Origin of the sequence: Shewanella sp. 10N.286.52.A9 (assembly GCF_041468985.1) — a bacterium.
GTDB lineage: Bacteria > Pseudomonadota > Gammaproteobacteria > Enterobacterales > Shewanellaceae > Shewanella > Shewanella japonica.
In genome coordinates, this window is the sequence record NZ_JBFRJQ010000015.1 from 142345 (window position 1) to 160338 (window position 17994).

Consider the following 17994-nt stretch of genomic DNA (forward strand, 5'->3'; position numbering starts at 1 on the left):
ATAGGCTGCTAAATGGGTTTAAATGAAGCAGCTCTTAGATATTAACTATTTCTATATTAACGACTCAGTATTAATGAGTTCCCCATAATCTTATTGCTAGACCTGATGCCCTTGAAGTGACCTGTTGACATGCTTTTTCAAAAACATAAGGCGAGCCTAAACAAATAAAGTGTTCTTTAGCACGAGTGATTGCGGTGTAAACAAGTTCTTTTGTGAGCAATTGCCATTGAGCGTTGCTGGGCTTTTGCGGTAATACAAAAGCCACTTGTTCAAACTCACTGCCTTGGCTTTTATGTACGGTCATCGCAAAGCAGGTGTCGTGGTTAGGTAAACGAGCAGGCTGTACTTTTAATAAGCTACCGTCGGCTTTAACAAAATAAGCCATTAAGCGTTCTGGTTTTTGCTCGTCTTGTAAAATAAGCCCGATATCACCGTTAAATAAGCCTAAGTTGTAATCATTACTTTGAATGATGATTGGGCGACCTAAGTAAAACTCTTGGCTTGGCTTGATCCATTGATTTTCTTTAAGCACATTGGTCATCGCAAGGTTCATCCCATCTACGCCAAACTCGCCTGAACGCATCGCGCATAAAATGCGGTATTGGTTAAAACTGTCGATAATGGCTGTTGGGCTATGTAAGTTTTCCAGCGCCGCTGAGCTAGATTCAAGTTGCGTATAGGCATATTGGTTATCAAGGATCATTTGCAAGTACTGACCATAAGCTGCAACAGATACCTGTAGAAGTTGCAGACTTTGAGTATTTGCTTGGGTTTTACTCGTGCCTGCTACAGGTGAATGTCCTTGAGTTGTAGCTTGAGCCTGATGTTCAATCCAAGTGAGCTCTTGGTGACCATGCTGCCATTCTCGGCGAATACCCGCAATATCGACATAATTAACAGCACTCGCTAATAAACCAATACCAGCATCGCCTTTAAACCTGTGGCTGTGCATTAACATACAAAGGTTGTCACCAATCATAGGTTGGGGGTGAACGAATTGGCTGGTGGGTTGATGGGTCAGTTTTTCAAGCAACTGAGCTTGCTCGGCAGAGTAACGCATTTGCCAAGGCTGAGTTGTAGTGTTTGCATTTACTTGATGCTGTTGAAGGCCAGAACAGATATCAGCAAGGACTGCGCCAGCTTCAACAGAGGCTAATTGATCTTGATCGCCCAATAAAATTAGCCGTGCATTGAGTGGTAATGCACTGAGCAATTTATGCATCATGGGTAAGTCCACCATGGACGCTTCATCTACGACTAATAAATCTAATCGCAATGGATTGGCTTTATTATGGCGAAAGGTGTGAGAATTCGGAATCACGCCTAATAACCGGTGCAAAGTCGCTGCTTCTTCAGGGATACGTGTTAGCGCATCTTTAAGTTCCTGTTTACCAGTCTGTTCTACCTGACTTGCTAGCCTTGCTTTTGACGCTTTAATTGATTCACTTAATCTTGCGGCAGCTTTCCCTGTTGGCGCCACTAACTTGATGGTCAATGATGACTGAGTTAATAGCAATAATAATAATTTGGTGACTGTGGTGGTTTTACCGGTTCCAGGCCCGCCAGTAATTACCGCTAAAGATTTAGTTAATGCGGTTGCTGTAGCCACTTTTTGCCAATTGATGAGAGGTTCATTCGTGTTGTTCTGTTTACTATTTACTTGCTCATCAAACAAATCATTAAGGTAGGCTGGCAGTAACTCAGTATTGGACACTAAGTTGATAGCTGCCATTTGATTAAGCCGTTGAGCAACTTGAGCCTCGAAATGATAGTATTTGTTTAGATACAGGCGTCCATATTCAATGATTAATGGCAAATTATCTTCGGGCTCACCAACACAACTTAATTGTTTGATTTCATCCTCTAACTGCCCATGATTAATTTTTATTTGGCATAAAGCCAGTTGTTCACATAACGGGTTTTCGAGGTTGATATTACTGATCACTAAACAACTGTGTTGGCTAGACAGTTGCTGGCTTAATAAGGCGCATATAAACAGTAAAAACGCGTCATCTTGCTGTCTATGACTGGCATCAACATGGCTACGCTGCATTTTTAGCATTTCTAACGCAAAATGGCGGTCAAGAGGCGTTATAAGACCCTGTTGTTGCCAGTGTTTCAGTAATTGTTGAATCGGGGCTTGTAATTGGAGTATTGATTTCATTTTAGCGACTCCAAATAGGTGTCATCACCTTGTTGAAATAACCTGTCTAATGCGTCTATAAGCGCTTGAGGAGGCTTATCAAAAAAGACGCCAGTTTGAGGCTCATGTGGTGTCATTCCACGTAAAAATAGATAGAAGCAGCCGCCAATATGTGTATTGTAATCATACTGCGGAAGCCTTAATGCTAAGTAACGGTGCAGCGCTAAGGTGTACAAAATATATTGCAGATTATAACGATGACTGCTGATGGCTTTTGCCATTGCATGAGTATCGTAATCACTAAAATTTTCACCTAAATGATTCGATTTGTAATCGGCTATATAAAAACGTCCTTGGTACTCGAAGGTTAAATCAATAAAGCCTTTGAGCATGCCTTGTAATTCATCAAACTCAAAGCCAGCATCGTAGCCAAATTGAGATAATATTGTATTTAACCCTTGGGCTTTAAGACGAGTAATTGGTAGATAAAACTCCATTTCAACCAATGTTTGTTTTGGGGTTAGCTCACTTAAGCTAATGATATTTCCATCTGAGTTCAGCAGTTGTTGATCATTGTCGATAAAGCCGGTGAGTAATGGAGTATGCAGTATTTGCTGGTACCATTCGGTTAAGGTATTCGTCCATGTCTCTTTATCAAAACCGTATTGCTCCATGGCTTTTTCTAGTGCAGGAGCAAGTTCAATATCGGCTTGGGTGAAGTCAAATAATTCCATTACTAAATGCATAAAGCTACCCGCATTGGCACCACGCTCAAAGGTGAAGCGATTAATGGCATTAACTTCTGCTTCACTATCAAATGGGTTGATGTCATTACTGGGTTCAAATGCAACTTGTAGCTCTTGGCTGAAATCTTCATCGTCAGCGCCAGGTGACACTTTCTCATGAGCTAAGTGTTTTACTAAACCTGAATAGCTTCCGACACGCCAAGGCGTATCGTAACCTCGATTGAGTGTATTGGCAGCTAAGGCTTCTAAAGACGTTTGGCTGTCAACAAATACGGACTCATCGATTTGATTAATTTCAGTGATACTGATTGCACAGCGGTATAGTTCATCATCCGATTCCAGATGCAGTAATTTTTGTGCTTGCTGTTCTAGCTGTTCAAAATCGCAATCTTTGCTGGTGATGCCAAGTAAATAACCGATTGCAGTCTCAAATAATTGGCTACTAATGCCTGCTTTTAACATACGGCTGTGATTGGCTATATAGAGATAGCATACATACACAGGGCGGGTTAGGGCGACGTATAACAAGCGTAAATCTTCAGCGAGGTTTTCTTGTTTGTATTGCTCCCAACCTTCTTTGGTGCCTTCTACATCCCAAATGAGTTGATCATCTTGGTGATACAGCATTGGTGTCGGCTTTCTGCGATTGTCACGGGCTAAACTGATAAAAGGTACAAAACAAACAGGGTACTCAAGGCCTTTACTCTTATGAATCGTGACAATTTGAACAAGATTCTGCTCACTTTCTAATCTTAACTGTTGCTCATCACTGCCTTGAGCTTCAATTAATTGTTGCTCAAACCAATTAATCAATGCGCTACTGCCATCAAGTTCAGTGGCTTTTTGCTGCAATAACTCAGAGAGATGACGAAAATCGGTTAAGCGTCGCTCACCACTCTCATGAAGTTGACTGGTATCATTCTCTGACTCAATTTTGTTGTCAATTTTTGAATGACTATGACTTTGAGACAAAAAGCGTCGAATAAGCTGAGTTTCATTAGCCAATGATAACAGTGCAGGCATGATCCCATGCCTAGACCATAATTGGTGCCATTGTGCGAAGGTGTCTAATAAGGTTTGTCGCTGCTCTTCATCTTGATTGAACTGATGAATTTGCAAGGCGTTATAACCCATGAGTTCAGTCGCCATTGCGGCTCGCAAACAGCGTTCATCTTTTGGCGTGGCAAGGGCTCGCAGAATGATGGCGAGTTCAAAAGCTTCTTGGGTTTTAAAAACACTATCACGACTTAAAAAAACTGCGCCGATATTACGCTGACTTAATGCCTGCTTCATTACGGCCGCTTCATTTCTGTCTCTCACTAATACAGCAATATCTTTAGCCACGAGTGCTTTACCATTATGGTGGCATTGTCCTGCTTGAGATTCAGTGAGCAGTCGTTTGATTTCACTGGCTGCATCACCTGCGAGTTGTTTTCTAGCGGTGGTTTTGTTTAATCCGCTTTCATTTTCAGATAACAATTTTATTCGAAGGGCTGAGCGGTCATTATTCGCTTCAGTAAGTACTTTTGTATCGGCGCTTTTTGGCGTGTTAACGACATCATAAGGAATCGCATCGCTGATAAAAGGATCATCGTGCTGGCTAAATAATTGATTCACCCCATTAACCAAAGCGGTTGATGAGCGATAATTCGTTTCAAGGTTGTAATGCGATTGAGTTTGTTTTCTTGCACTAATATAGGTATGAATATCGGCACCACGAAAAGCATAAATGGCCTGCTTAGGATCGCCAATCATGAGTAAACTCAGTTTTTCTAGTTGAGTCTGTTGCTGATAAATTGCTGAAAATATCGCAAATTGAAGCGGGTCAGTATCTTGGAATTCATCAATTAATGCCACAGGAAAGCGTGTTGAAATCGCTTTTGCTAATTGCTGTGCAGTTTGTGTATTTGATGCCAACGCCATGTCGTCAGATTCTGCGTTAGTTTCGTTAGTGACTACAGAATGAAGCGCCCCAGCTAAAGTCATCAGTAAGTCATCTGGTGTCATTAAGTTGCGCTGCGCTTTTTGCATAGCAAAACGTAACTTAATACCCTCTTTGGCTTTAACTAAAAAAGCCGGTTTAATTTGGTTAATTAAGTCGAATAAGCACTCGATATGATCCAATAATTGTGCTTCAGAAGGTGTGGGTATTTCACCGCCTTTATTGAGTTTAAGTCCTGATAATGCCAGCATTTCAAGTTCTTTAATTGGCGGCAAACTCGCGTGCTCAGCACTAGCCCAATGAGTTAGTTTATCAAACATGGCTGCAAGCTTGGGGTAATCATCGGCTTTTTTACCAAACCTTGCGCCGTTTAAAGGCAAGCTGTGTAGTAATTCAAGTTCTGCTTCACTATCTGCTTTCCAGCGCATTTTAAAACGAGATAAGCTTTGACTTAGCTCTGTGGTGAGCTTGTTAAAGTCTTTAGTAACAAGAGAAGTACTGGCTTGGGTTGCACCTAATAATTGCCGTAATTGCTTCGCTAGTTCATCAGGGCTACCAAACTCATTTGCAATGACTTGGGCTAATACAGGCGGTAGTGGGTAACAGGCCTCACGCCAGCAATCTCGAACGGCATGATGTAAAAATTCACTGTCATCCAGAGTAAATTCAGACTCAAACAGTAAAGATGACTCGAATGCCATATCCGATAGAATGCGCTGACAGAAACCATGAATGGTAAAAATGGCTGCTTCATCTAATGATTTTAAGGCTAAATCTAATCGCCTTAATGCCATTGAATGTTCTTCGACAGGCATTTGTTGATAAAGGGCATTGACGAAGGCATCGCCGGTTTCAAGCCCAAGAAAGCATTTAAACGCCACTTGAATACGTTTACGAATACGGTCACGAAGTTCTTCTGTTGCCGCATTGGTAAAAGTCACCACCAAAATTTGTTCACAAGTTAATGGTGCTTTGTCTCTATCACCTAATAACAAGCGTAAGTACAAACCCGATATTGTGTAGGTCTTACCTGTACCAGCACTGGCTTCGATTAAACTACTGCCTGCAAAAGGTAAAGTGAGCGGGTCAAGCTTAGTGACGTTGGTCATTAGTGGCTGCCCTCTGTGTTAACACTGGTGATCTCGCTAATGTATTCATCTAACTCTGCTAATGTCCCTTTGTGATACACACTCAGCATAGGACTCAATAATTGCATCGCTGTGCTGCCAAACTCAACTTCGGTAAAGTCATCTGGGAATTGAAATAATCGTTTGTTATGGGGATCGTTACCTTCGCCAAATTCTGTTTGCTCATCTATCCATTGGCTTTGAGCTGCTAATAACTTGTCAGCATGCTCGCCTTCGGCTTCAACGTAGGCAAGGGCTGTGCGAGGCATAAAGCATAATGGTTTGTTTTGACCATTAAGGTAACCTTGCACAAATTGCTGTAGCAGTGTGTAGGCTTGAGCCTGCTTTATGGCAGTAAAGGCATGAAAATGACCGATATCTAATAGGTAACTGTTTTTTTCAATGCCAGAAGCATTGATACAAAGATGACGTAAGTACACTCGTAAAAAGTCACGACCATGGGCTGTGCCAGGTCGATAATTAATTTGACCTTTAGGATAAATATTATCGATACGACCGACGACATTGACTTGAATGTTTTGCTGTTGATTCAACGGCATGTGGTTAAAGCACAAATCAACATCAACTTCTCGCGTGTTTTCTTGGTCCGCGGTTAAAAATTGAATTCGACCAATTAATGGAGCGATATCTCGCTGATATTGGTTAAGCAACAAGTCATCAAAAGGACGCATCGGAAGCTCGCCGCTGGCTTTTAATTGGGCGATAAATTCCATATCTGCGTGCTCTAACTGGTTGCTAATCGCACTGTCTAGCAGGGACGATTGCAGTTTATATCGCTCGAGTGAATCTAAGTTAAACGGCTCATCATTATCATCAGCTTGAATACGAAGATTGAAATCTACTTTTAAGCTGCGATTTAAAAAAAATTGTGCTGGGCTGCGATAAAACCGAAGCAAGGCTGAAAGCTCAAGTGTGTGTCGGCCAATATCTACATTAGGTACGTCCGCTGTTGCTTGGGCGGGCATTGCTTCTTCAAGCTGCCAATCAATATCGATGGTTTGTTTAGCTGTAATAAAAGGGCGTTGACTTTCTGCGCTGGGATCATGTTGTGGCGGACACCATTGATGATTATAACTTTGCATTAATGATGGCGAGCTGTTTGTCGTGAGCTGTTCGCTTGGGGAAAATAACTTTGCGTCGAAAGGCTGTAATGGTTGCTGAATAATTAGATGCTCAATAATGGCGAGGTTTGCGTCATCGTTATTGATATCTCTGCGCTGTTTATTATTCGTGAGTAAACGATAATCCGCAAAATAACAAAGCTGATAATATTCAATTAACTCAGATACTAACATTGACGGAATACGCTCAGCATTATCACGCTCAGAGTGGCCAATGTAACTAATATAAAGTTGTTGTCGAGCTGATAATAAGGCTTCTAAAAATAGGTATCTGTCATCTAAACGACGAGAGCGGTCACCTTTCATTGCGCCGTTATGCGCCATTAAGTCAAAGCCAACAGGGTGTTGAACTCGTGGGTAAACCCCATCATTCATACCAAGTAAACAAACGACTTTAAATGGAATGGAGCGCATTGGCATAAGGGTGCAGAAGTTAACGCTGCCCGCTAGATAACGCTGACCCACACGGGATTCGTTAAGACGATGATTAAACCATTGTTTTAATACTTCAATATCGAGCGAACCATGATGGCCTGCAGCTTCTAACTCATCCTTTAAGGCGGTGAGCGCTTCGCGAATGGTTTGTACTTGTTCACGTTCGTCATCATCAGCTTCAAAGAATACTTCCAGCAGTTGATAGAGTTGCTCAATACGCTCAAGCGTAGGGCAAGGGGTTGCAAGTTGAAGTTGGTATTCGTCAATGGCTTCTAAAAAGTTGAGTAAAAACCCTAACGTTTGTGCTGACTGTCCTTCAACCCCTTTAACCAGCAAAGTGTCATGATAAATAGAGGACTCATCATTAAACGCGTAGCCTTGAATTAACCGTGTAATACCAAAAGCCCAAGAGTTTTGATTAAAACCTGGTACACCCTGTTGAACGCGGGTGTGTTCATCACGCCCCCAGCGAACGTTAGCATCATCTAACCAGCGCCTAATAAGCTGTAATCCGTCATCATCTAGTTGAAATTTACGTAAAATGGCTGGAACTTCAAGAATGCTAACAATCTCAGTTAAGCCAAAGCGGCTTTGATTAATATTGAGTAAGTTTAAAAAACTATTGATTAATGGAGATTCTTGCGCAGCACCTCGGTCAGCAATGGCATAAGGAATATAGCGATTTCCATGTTGTTGCTGACTGTTTCCTGTGCCAAAAACAGCGTCGATGTAGGGGGCGTAAGCGGCCACATCTGGCATCATGATCACAATGTCTTTTGGTAATAAGTCGGCATCATTTGATAATAAATGTAAAAGGTGGTCGTGCAGCGTTTCGACTTCTCGCAATGGACTATGACAGCTGCGCAATGTGATGGAATCGTCGCTTGAATGTAATGTTCTTCGAGCTTCGGTGTTTTGATAAAAATGCGCATCTGGCCCTAATGGCTCACCTAAGGTTTCCATTTGCAAAATATCATATTGCAAACCATGTAGTAGGCTTAACTCATCGGTGGATTGGCTGGGTTCAACATAACAATCATAACTAAAATCAGTATGCTCTGCAGGTAGCGCGAGCATTAAATCCAATAGCTCACGGCCCATTTTTCCGTTGTTCGCTAAGATAGGGTTACCGACTTCAAGTTTTTCTTCCCATTGCTCGCCTAGCTGCTTTTTATTGGCATACTGAAGCGCCATGCGAGCACGGGCTTTCGGGTCAACAATATCCCCCCAGTAATGCTGGCAAGGACTGAGTGAGAACATAATAACTTCAATACGTTCTGCAAGGTGATATAGCACTTCTAACGTTTGCGGAGGCATAGATGAAATACCAAATACAAATAAACGTTCAGGTAGAGATTCGATTACCGTATTTGGGTTTTGCAGTGCTGTAATTAAATCCTGATGCAAGTTAGCTCTGTGATACAAACTGGCATTAACTTGATGTTGGTTGTATTCAATTAATGCTCGCCATAGTTTAGGTTGCCATAACTGATTATCTTCAAGAGACAAAGGATGCTCATTTTGCTCCCAGCCAAGTATCCAGTGTGGACGGTATACTAAATATTGATCGAATATATCGGCTATTCGACCACATAATTGGTATAGCTTCATCGCATCAAAATGTTGTTGATGTTGAGCATATAAAGGTGAGAGTTCGTTGCTAGTCGTAGTGGGTTCGACTAATGTACTCGCTTGCTGCTCAAGGTAAGCTTTTAATGGCGCAAAATCTTCATCCGTTAATAACTTGGGTAACAAGTCCATTAACTTCCACGTCATTGCAGCTTTAGTAAACGCATTGTCTTTTGGAACATCAGGTAAGAGTTCGTGGCATAATTGCCAAGTAAAACTTGAAGGCAATGGGAATGAAAGCGCTGCAGCAATGCCATTGTATTTAGCGACTTCAAGCCTTAACCAAGTCGACATACCAGGGCTTTGTACCAAGATATGTTCACTGGCCAGTAAATGCGTTGAATCAAGTGGAATTGCCAACATTTTAGAAAGTTGTTCCGATAACACTTCCATCTGATTTGATTGAATTAATCTAAGCATAACTGACTCGAAAGCTGATGATAAAAACCATTCTAAGTGGTTGTAATGTCGTTTTAAAGACTTTTATGTAGGAGTCATTTTACTGGGTCATAAATACGCCTAATCGCGATAAAGCCACGGTTGTCTTTATGCTTACTGACGAGAGTCTGACAAGTTAGTGCAATGAACATCGCTTTGCCTCCTGAAATCTTTAGCGTCGCTTTATGAGGTTTTGTTTTCGGATGTCTGATTGTGATGACAAAAGTTCGAGGAAATATTGAGATGGATAATCTTGCTCACGCTTGAATTAACCCTAGATTCGCTTGTCTTGAACCAATCTATATTAGCTAACCTAAATATTGGTTAATGCTAATTAAATTCGAAAGGCGCTTTAATCGCTATAAACCTTGCTTAACTTTTCTAAAATAACGTTTAAATAATGTTTGATGTTGCTGGGCTTGCTTATCATTTAATACTTGATATTGCAGTGCGATAAAGTGTTCGGTCATTTTATTAAAATCAGCAGCTAGTTGTGGCTGCTCTTGATGAATAGCTTGATGAATAAAGTTTGCAAAGGCTTGTGGAGGCATTGTTTCTCTTGGGTAACCCTTGTCAGCAAATTTTGAGCAAATATGGCTATAGCGTTTAATTAATGGATCTTGTTTAGGCTTTAATGCAAATACGCCTGCATAATACGCAATAACCAGTGCGATGATGCTAAAGCTCACAATCATTAAGATAATGATTTTACTGGTATTGACCTCACCTAATAGTTCACTTAGCACTTGCTGCTGACGTTCCTCATCGAAACCTAAAACCCAAACACTCCAGTAAAAGTCTAAGCTGGCTAACTGTAGACGAATGTCATTTAACCAAGGAATTTCTTTTACTCGTAAGCTGGTAAAAAGACTATCTTGAAGGTAACTGTCTTGACCTGTAAACATGGCATCGAACCCATCCAAGATCCGCTCAGGTGCAATCATCGCAGTCGGGTCTAACCTTATCCAACCTCGGCCTTCAATCCATACTTCAGTCCAAGCATGTGCCATATACTGATAAATACTGTAATAACCGGCTTTAGGGTTGTATTCACCACCTTGATAACCAGCCACCATACGTGCTGGTATTCCGCTGGAGCGTGCCATAAACACTAACGCTGATGCGTAGTGAGAACAAAATCCTGCTTTGTTTTTAAATAAAAAGTCATCCACTTGATTGTTGCCCAACGGCGGTGGACTCAAGGTATAAAAATAAGACTGTTGATTAAAATACTGCATCATAGCGTTAATGCGAGGCAGTGGCTCCGGGTAATCTTTTACGAACTGCTGAGCTAAAGCTTGAGTCTGAGGGTTGGTTTCTTTCGGCAGTGATAGATTTATCCGTTTAGTCAGTGGTGTTAGCACAGGCTCAAGCATACTCATAGGGTAAGAAGTCACGCGGTAACTGAAACGTTGGTCAATATTCCTGACGGAATATAAGCGAAAGTCATCCATTTCAACAACGTGATCCGTTTCTGAAAATGCCTGATCTAAGCCAAATAACCATTTCTGATAAGTCGGCTCAGTGATCACTTGATAATTAAGCGAATTGGATTGCTCAACTTGAGCTGGCATCGCTCTTTGGTTGCGCTCGCGATAAGCTCGCTGCTGCGCATTTTTACGCAAGTTTGCTTGTTTCCACGTTTTACCATCGTAATTCTCCATTACAAGGGCACGCCAATATAACGCCTCATTAGGGATAAGTTGGATCTTGCTGGCGTTGGATGATTCGTTGTCAAACCCCACTCTAAATGCCAAATCAGGTGAGCGCGTCAGTTTACTGATATCGCCCAATGACACTTCATCAGATAAGCCTGTTGTCGCATTTTTCATGCTGGGCGCTAACCAAAGAGGGCCAAGGCGAGGAAATACAATAAAAAGCAAGATAGCCAAAGGAAGGCTTTGGAGTAACACTTTAGCGCCAAAGCTGAAGTTTATCTTACGAGTCGCATGTTGATAAACACTGATAAGTACACAGGTATTGATTAGCGAAACAAAGAGTAAGTGCACCGTATCAAGCATGCTTTGACGCTCTAATAAGGCGAAGGCAATGAGAAAATACCCGACTAAAACAACCACTTTTACATCACGTATTTGGCGCATCTCGATGTATTTTAAGGCGTAACCAAGTATCAATAAATTAACGAGTGCATTGAGCATACCGATTTCTTTTGACACTAAACCTAATGTTATCGCTGCGCCAATAGCCAGACTGGTGACCAGCAATTTAGGCGGGGCCGCGACTTTGCCAAAATAAATGCCGATGCGCCAAACAAAGCATATACAGCAAATACCAATGCTCCACAGTGTGGCGTCTTGGTATAGTGGTGATAATACCAAGGCATTAGTTAGCAACAGCCAAAATAAGGTGTTACGGCTAATATTCTCATTAAAATCATCGCTAATTTTCATCGAGTTCACCTTGTGTTGAACGGGTAATATCTCGATAACCATAACTTGCTATCAATTGTTGGCATTGTTTTCGGTGTGACTCGCCGCTGTCTTGTTCGATGATTTGATTATCTAATGCTAAACCAAATATTTGATGGGCTTGTGATAACGCGTTGACCTGCCATGCTAATTTACTGAGTTTATGTTCAAGATCATCACCTTGTGTGTCCGCTAGGCTTAACCATACGGGTTTACCTTCTGGCTGAGCGAACTCTTTACTGAGCATGCCACGCCCTTGCGCCCATTGTTTCCATGCCACTTGCTTTAACGATTCACCTTCAACATAAGTTTTCAACCCTTTGTAATCATCAACTCCTGGTTGTAATTTACCGTGTTCAAACTCGGTATTATTGTCATCATCTAAACTGGTAAGTGAAACGGTTGTTTGCAATGGCTCAGCGAAAATGAGCTGCTCGATGTTTAAATCAACATAGGACCAAGCGCGAAATAAACCCAATGGGAAGTTAGAAGAAACTTGAATACGACCTGGATTGAATGGTCCTCTATTTTGAGGCGAATATCCGACCGTTGCGTTGAAGGATTCACCGACATCACCAATACGAATATGGCGTTGCTGAGCAAAGTTTAAACAAATCTGCTGGTGGTTTGTGTGGCTTAAATCCTTTTTTTGTTTACTCGAAAGAACAACCGGAAATGCCAAGCTGGTATTAGCGATACTCTCTGGCGGCATAGAGGCTGTTAATGTTAAACCTGCCAGGTTTTTATAACTGTAAATGATACACGTATGCAGCACACTTGCGAGTAATAAGCTTAAGCCAATGACTAGGTTGTTTTGATAATTGGTGCCGAATAAATAAAGCACGACGATTAACATAAACCATGCGATACCAAAGGCACTCGGTAGGATAAAAATGCTTTTATGGCTTAACGTCACTTGTTGGTTGGGTGGGATTCGACGTGTTAACCAACGCGCCCAGCGCTGCTTTATCACTTTAGGAATAAAGCGAGAATACCACTTGGGCGGAGTTTGATAATGAGCAGAATTACCGATGTTCTTGTTCATTGTCACTAACTAATTGGATTAACGTTAGCCAATATTTGATCTGAGATAGCTTGGCCTTGTATAGGGTTATTATTACGAATTCGATGCTCGGCTACACAATGAAATACCGCTTGAATGTCTTCCGGTACCACGTAGTTTCTTTGATGCATAAATGCCCACGCTTTGGCTGCATCAAGTAAAGCGATGCTGGCACGGGGTGATAGGCCATTTCCGTCAGCTTGTTCTCGAGAATATTGTGCCAAATGAATTAAATATTTAAGTACAGCATCCGATGCACTGACTTTTTGCACGAGTGATTGAAGAGTAATGAGTTCATCCGGCGTAAAACATTGCGGCATAGTGGTAGCGGTGTTTTTGGCCGTATCACTTTTTAACATTTCAAGTTCAGCTTGTTCATTGGGGTAGCCAATTGAAATGCGCATCATGAAGCGATCTAATTGCGACTCTGGTAACGGGAATGTCCCTGATTGCTCAATGGGGTTTTGCGTTGCGATAACAAAAAAGGGTTGGGGAAGGGCATGGGTTGCGCCATCTAAAGTAATTTGCCTTTCAGCCATTGCCTCAAGTAAAGCACTTTGTGTTTTAGGGCTTGCTCGGTTGATTTCATCAGCTAATAGCATTTGATTAAAGATCGGCCCAGGATGAAACTGAAATTCTTGTGTTTGTTGCTGATAGATAGAAACACCAAGGATATCAGCAGGTAACATATCACTGGTAAATTGAATCCGTTGATAGCTCATACCAAGTGAGGTCGCAAGCGCTTGAGACAAACTGGTTTTTCCCATGCCTGGTAAATCTTCAATCAGTAAGTGACCTTTTGCAAGTATACAGGCGACGGCCAATTTTATTTGCTGAGGTTTTCCTAATAATACCGTTTCTAATTGCGATAATAATTGTTGTAGTTTTGACGCAGGCACGCATTACTCCATTAGTTAATTGGCAGTAACATGATACTGCCAGTAACAAATACATCGAATTGATTACGTTACCTTGTCGTTAAATATAAGGAAAGGATTTAACAAGTTTTAAGACTGAAAAAGTGTAATTTAGTATGCAAATGCCATTTCTTGTTCACTAAACATACTGGCGTTAATGTTTTTATTATGCTGATAAATCATTCGGTAACTTAAAACAGCCTGAACATACTCTCGAGTTTCTTTAAATGGAATCGTCTCAATAAAGCTCATAACATCCAGCGTCCCGTTGGATTCTTTAAGCCACCGAGTCACTCGATGTGGTCCAGCATTGTATGCGGCAGTGGCTAGTACTCGATTTTGGTCAAACTGTTTTAGTAATTGGCTGTAATAGGCACTCCCTAACTGCACATTATAATCAACTTGATAAAGCTGAATTTTGTTCTTAAAACTGAGCTTGTTTTTACGAGCGGTTTCTTTTGCAGTTGCAGGCATGAGTTGCATTAATCCTCTTGCACCTACACCGGATGTCGCATAAGGGTAAAATGCACTTTCACGCCTGGCTATGGCGCGTATCTCATCAATATCGACTTGGTACTGTTTACTGGCTTTTTCAAATGAGTCTTGTGCTGCATTAGGGAACCTAAGTTGCAAGCTGTTCCATTGTTTCGCTTGAATACTGGCCTCGACACTGTAATCAAACCAACCTTGCTGTAAGGCATATAAACCATATTCAGCTCGCATGGCATTGTCATGTCGTCGTAACATGCTTACCCATTCACCTCGAGCATCTCGGGTTTTATCAATTGCAATGAGTTCAACTATTCTGGCCATTGCTGGGTCATCATTGATTTTAGCGGCAAGCTTAGGATTGGACTGTAACTTATCATCGTTCATCGCAAGCGGTGAGTTGATTGATTGCGCCGCATGGAAACCATAAAAATTACGAGCTTTGCTGAGTTGTTCTATTGTGGTGTTTTTTTGGGGGGCGTTGTTTGTTTCAGTAGATGCCATTCTGGCAGACCAATATTGCCAACGGCTGTCATCAATCACATCATCACTGAGTAAGGCAAGGTAACGTTTTATGCTGTCATTATCTTGTTCACTGATAGCCCAACGTAAACGTATTTGGAATAGGTCATCTGAATCTAATATGGGCAAACTGGCATCAATGTGTTCAAGTAAATCAGCCTCTTTACGGATTAGTGCTCTTCTGACGATGTATCGGTTAAGTTGCTGACCTTTGATGGCAGTAAAGCGATTAGCTTTATCATATTTGTTATACAGTTTTACGGCTTGCTTGAGATCTTTTCGAGCAAGTTTTCTAATGCCTACATTGACAATATCACCAACGATAGCTGAGCTTGATGAAAACTTTTTTGTATAGCGTAAGCTATTGGGATCTCGATAAACCGAAATCAGTAAGTCAGCTTCTTTCTTGTTTTTGGTTATTTTTCTGGCAAGGTATTGAGTTAAACCATATTGATTTTCGTTAAAGCTCAATAGCATTCTTGACCAAATTAATGCCTGAGTCCGTTTTCCTGCTTTAGTCCATTCACTAAAGAGGACATCACATTCTTTTGGTCGTGAACGGCCATAAAGCCACATGTGCTCAGCACCATCGAAGGCGGATTTTTTATTGCCTTGAGAAAGTTGCGCTCGATAGTAATAGCATTGCAATGCAATATCGTTAGGCGTGTTTGGAGAAATGGCTAAAAAATTCTGCCATTGTTTTCGTTTCCCTGCATTTTTTAGATAACGGTAGCGTAGGGTGTTATAGAGGGGCGTTTTCTTATATTTCTCAATAGCGATATGGGCATCTTCACCGTTTAGCGACAGGATGTCACTTCCAGTTTCATGGTAGTCAAGGTAGACATTTAATGGATATTCACCAAGTTTTTTTCGCAGCGCCTGGTAGGTTTTCATTTGTTTTTTATCGAGTGCTTTACGGGCATCAAGATAAAGTTGTTGCTCAGTGGTATAAGTTGTTTTTGCAGCCGAAACCGGCAAGCTAAGCCCTGCCATTAACAGACAAATAAATACACTAACTAAAAAAAACACACTGTTACGCATAATAATGAGAACCTCCGTCCCAGTACGACATTGTTGCGAAACCAATTGTTACGAACCTATTTTAATTAAACTTTTCTTACTCAACGACTTCATCTACTCATCGGATATTAGAGCATGTTTGTACATGGCATTTATATCATGCTTAAAGGTTATAATAGTAACGATGATGAGCCTTTAAATACTAGCTCATCATTATAAACCTGCATGATAATATTCACTTTTGAACTGCTGTTATAAAGTGCTGCTCATTTACTCAATTACTCGCTACTCTTTTGACTCATCTAACGCTTTATTAATTAATTGCGGGTCAAGATTTTTACTGGTTTCAACACCTAATTTTTGCATTACGTGAGCTTGTCTAATTAGGTTACCTTTACCTTGTGACAACTTACTCATGGCTTGCTGATAAGTTTTATCTGCAGTGTCTAATGCGCGGCCAAGTTTATCCATGTCTTCTACATAGCCACATAATTTGTCATATATTTTTGCGGCTTGCGAAGCGATAGCTTGGGCATTTTGATTCTGATATTCATAACGCCAAATATTGTTAATCGTTCGAAGTGCGACGAGTAAATTAGTTGGACTGACCAGCATAATATTATGATCGAGTGCAAAGCTGACTAAACTCGGATCTGACTCTAACGCCAGTAAAAACGCAGGCTCAATTGGAATAAACATCAACACATAGTCGAGACTTTTTAAGCCATGCAGCTTGTGGTAATCCTTTTGACTTAAACCTTTAATATGTTGGCGAACTGATAGCGCAAGCTCTTTAATTGCCTGTTGCTGTACTAATTCATCCTCGCTATTAAAGAAACGTTCATAGGCTATTAATGACATTTTTGCATCAATAACGACATCTTTTTGTTCAGGCAGGTGGACGATAACATCTGGTTTAAATCGCTTTCCGCCATCATCTTTTAAGTCTTGCTGAGTGTCGTATTCGTGTCCTTCACGTAAGCCACTTTCTTGCAGAACACGCTCTAGTATGACTTCACCCCAATTGCCTTGCTGCTTATTATCGCCTTTTAAAGCCTTAGTTAAATTAATCGCGTCTTGGCTCATTTTAAGATTAAGATCTTTGAGGTGATCGAGTTGGTGCTTTAACGCACTTCGCTCAGTTTGCTCTTGAGTATATGACTCTCGGATTTGCTGCCTAAATCCTTCTAACTGTTGTTTTAGCGGCCCTAGAACCCCATCAATTTGTGTCACATTCTGTTGTTTGAAGTTTTCACTTCTTTCTTCAAATATGCGGTTAGCAAGGTTTTCAAATTGTAACTTTAATCGTTCTTCTGCACTTTCTAGTAAAGCTATTTTGTCATTGAGCGCCGCTTTTTCAGTGTTAGCTTGTGATTGGATGCTTTGTTGCATCGCATTTGATTTAGACAGAGCCAGTTGAGTCTCCATAAACTTACGTTGGCCGTCGCTAAGCTGCTGCTCTAGAAGTGGTAACCTTTCAGCTTGCGCTTCAAGTTTTGAAAGCTGAGCAATTAAAAGTTCTGCTTTTTCTCTAGCACTATGCAGCGCTAGTTCTTTGTCGTCGATTTGTTGTTGAAGTAATTGCTGTTTTATCGCCATATCTGATTCAAACTGCGCCATTTCAGCTTGGAGTTTGTCTCGATGTTGCTCCCATCGTTGGCGGGTCAAACGTTGGTTAAGTAGCGCACCAATTAATAACCCTAAAAAGGCGACAGCACAGAGGGCGATGATTTCAGCAATGGATAAAGAGGTAGGAAGCGTCATGAATACGGCCAGCTTAAAAATGAATGCTTAAGATTCTCATGGCAGTGCACATGGCGCAAGCCAACATCGAGTGATTTCATACTTAAGCGCTTAATTAATAAACTCAATAGCTTAAAAACTGTAAACTATTTGAAATTAATTGCCGTATAAACGTGTCTATTAGTTTAACAGTAGAATGACTTTGTAGA

Annotated in this window: 8 protein-coding genes; all 8 read right to left on the bottom strand. The window is 41.1% G+C overall.

Annotated elements, in window-relative coordinates; genetic code table 11:
- Positions 1-70: 70 nt before the first annotated feature.
- The 8 genes from recD to rmuC all read right to left on the bottom strand — a co-directional run bounded on the left by recD (position 71) and on the right by rmuC (position 17806).
- Positions 71-2164 carry an exodeoxyribonuclease V subunit alpha gene (recD, locus tag AB4128_RS13115; protein ID WP_372037944.1) on the bottom strand — a complete coding sequence of 698 codons (2094 nt, stop codon included), beginning with the start codon at positions 2162-2164 and terminating at the stop codon, positions 71-73.
- The gene (gene recB / locus AB4128_RS13120) at positions 2161-5940 is read right to left on the bottom strand and encodes an exodeoxyribonuclease V subunit beta (RefSeq protein WP_372037946.1); all 3780 of its coding nucleotides are present in this window, start codon (positions 5938-5940) and stop codon (positions 2161-2163) included. The genes recD and recB overlap by 4 nt, the downstream gene beginning before the upstream one ends.
- Positions 5940-9584 carry an exodeoxyribonuclease V subunit gamma gene (recC, locus tag AB4128_RS13125; protein ID WP_372037947.1) on the bottom strand — a complete coding sequence of 1215 codons (3645 nt, stop codon included), beginning with the start codon at positions 9582-9584 and terminating at the stop codon, positions 5940-5942. The genes recB and recC overlap by 1 nt, the downstream gene beginning before the upstream one ends.
- Before the next feature lie 377 nt (positions 9585-9961).
- Positions 9962-12013, bottom strand: coding sequence for a DUF3488 and transglutaminase-like domain-containing protein (locus AB4128_RS13130; protein WP_192022522.1), 2052 nt, complete (start codon positions 12011-12013; stop codon positions 9962-9964).
- Positions 12003-13076, bottom strand: a complete 1074-nt coding sequence (locus AB4128_RS13135; RefSeq protein WP_192022523.1) for a DUF58 domain-containing protein — start codon at positions 13074-13076, stop codon at positions 12003-12005. The genes AB4128_RS13130 and AB4128_RS13135 overlap by 11 nt, the downstream gene beginning before the upstream one ends.
- A 5-nt stretch (positions 13077-13081) precedes the next feature.
- Positions 13082-13993 (bottom strand): MoxR family ATPase, encoded by a 912-nt coding sequence (locus tag AB4128_RS13140; protein ID WP_055023823.1) that lies wholly within the window; start codon positions 13991-13993, stop codon positions 13082-13084.
- Positions 13994-14122: 129 nt separating this feature from the next.
- The gene (locus AB4128_RS13145; protein ID WP_372037948.1) at positions 14123-16063 is read right to left on the bottom strand and encodes a transglycosylase SLT domain-containing protein; all 1941 of its coding nucleotides are present in this window, start codon (positions 16061-16063) and stop codon (positions 14123-14125) included.
- A 264-nt stretch (positions 16064-16327) separates the two neighbouring features.
- The gene (rmuC, locus tag AB4128_RS13150) at positions 16328-17806 is read right to left on the bottom strand and encodes a DNA recombination protein RmuC (protein ID WP_080915467.1); all 1479 of its coding nucleotides are present in this window, start codon (positions 17804-17806) and stop codon (positions 16328-16330) included.
- Between the last annotated feature and the right edge of the window lie 188 nt (positions 17807-17994).

Bases quoted from the DNA above. Each gene is read 5' to 3' on its own strand.
- recB (WP_372037946.1), bottom strand. From the start codon at position 5,940: ATGACCAACGTCACTAAGCTTGACCCGCTCACTTTACCTTTTGCAGGC.
- recC (WP_372037947.1), bottom strand. From the start codon at position 9,584: ATGCTTAGATTAATTCAATCAAATCAGATGGAAGTGTTATCGGAACAA.
- rmuC (WP_080915467.1), bottom strand. From the start codon at position 17,806: ATGACGCTTCCTACCTCTTTATCCATTGCTGAAATCATCGCCCTCTGT.
- AB4128_RS13130 (WP_192022522.1), bottom strand. From the start codon at position 12,013: ATGAAAATTAGCGATGATTTTAATGAGAATATTAGCCGTAACACCTTA.
- AB4128_RS13135 (WP_192022523.1), bottom strand. From the start codon at position 13,076: ATGAACAAGAACATCGGTAATTCTGCTCATTATCAAACTCCGCCCAAG.
- recD (WP_372037944.1), bottom strand. From the start codon at position 2,164: ATGAAATCAATACTCCAATTACAAGCCCCGATTCAACAATTACTGAAA.
- AB4128_RS13145 (WP_372037948.1), bottom strand. From the start codon at position 16,063: ATGCGTAACAGTGTGTTTTTTTTAGTTAGTGTATTTATTTGTCTGTTA.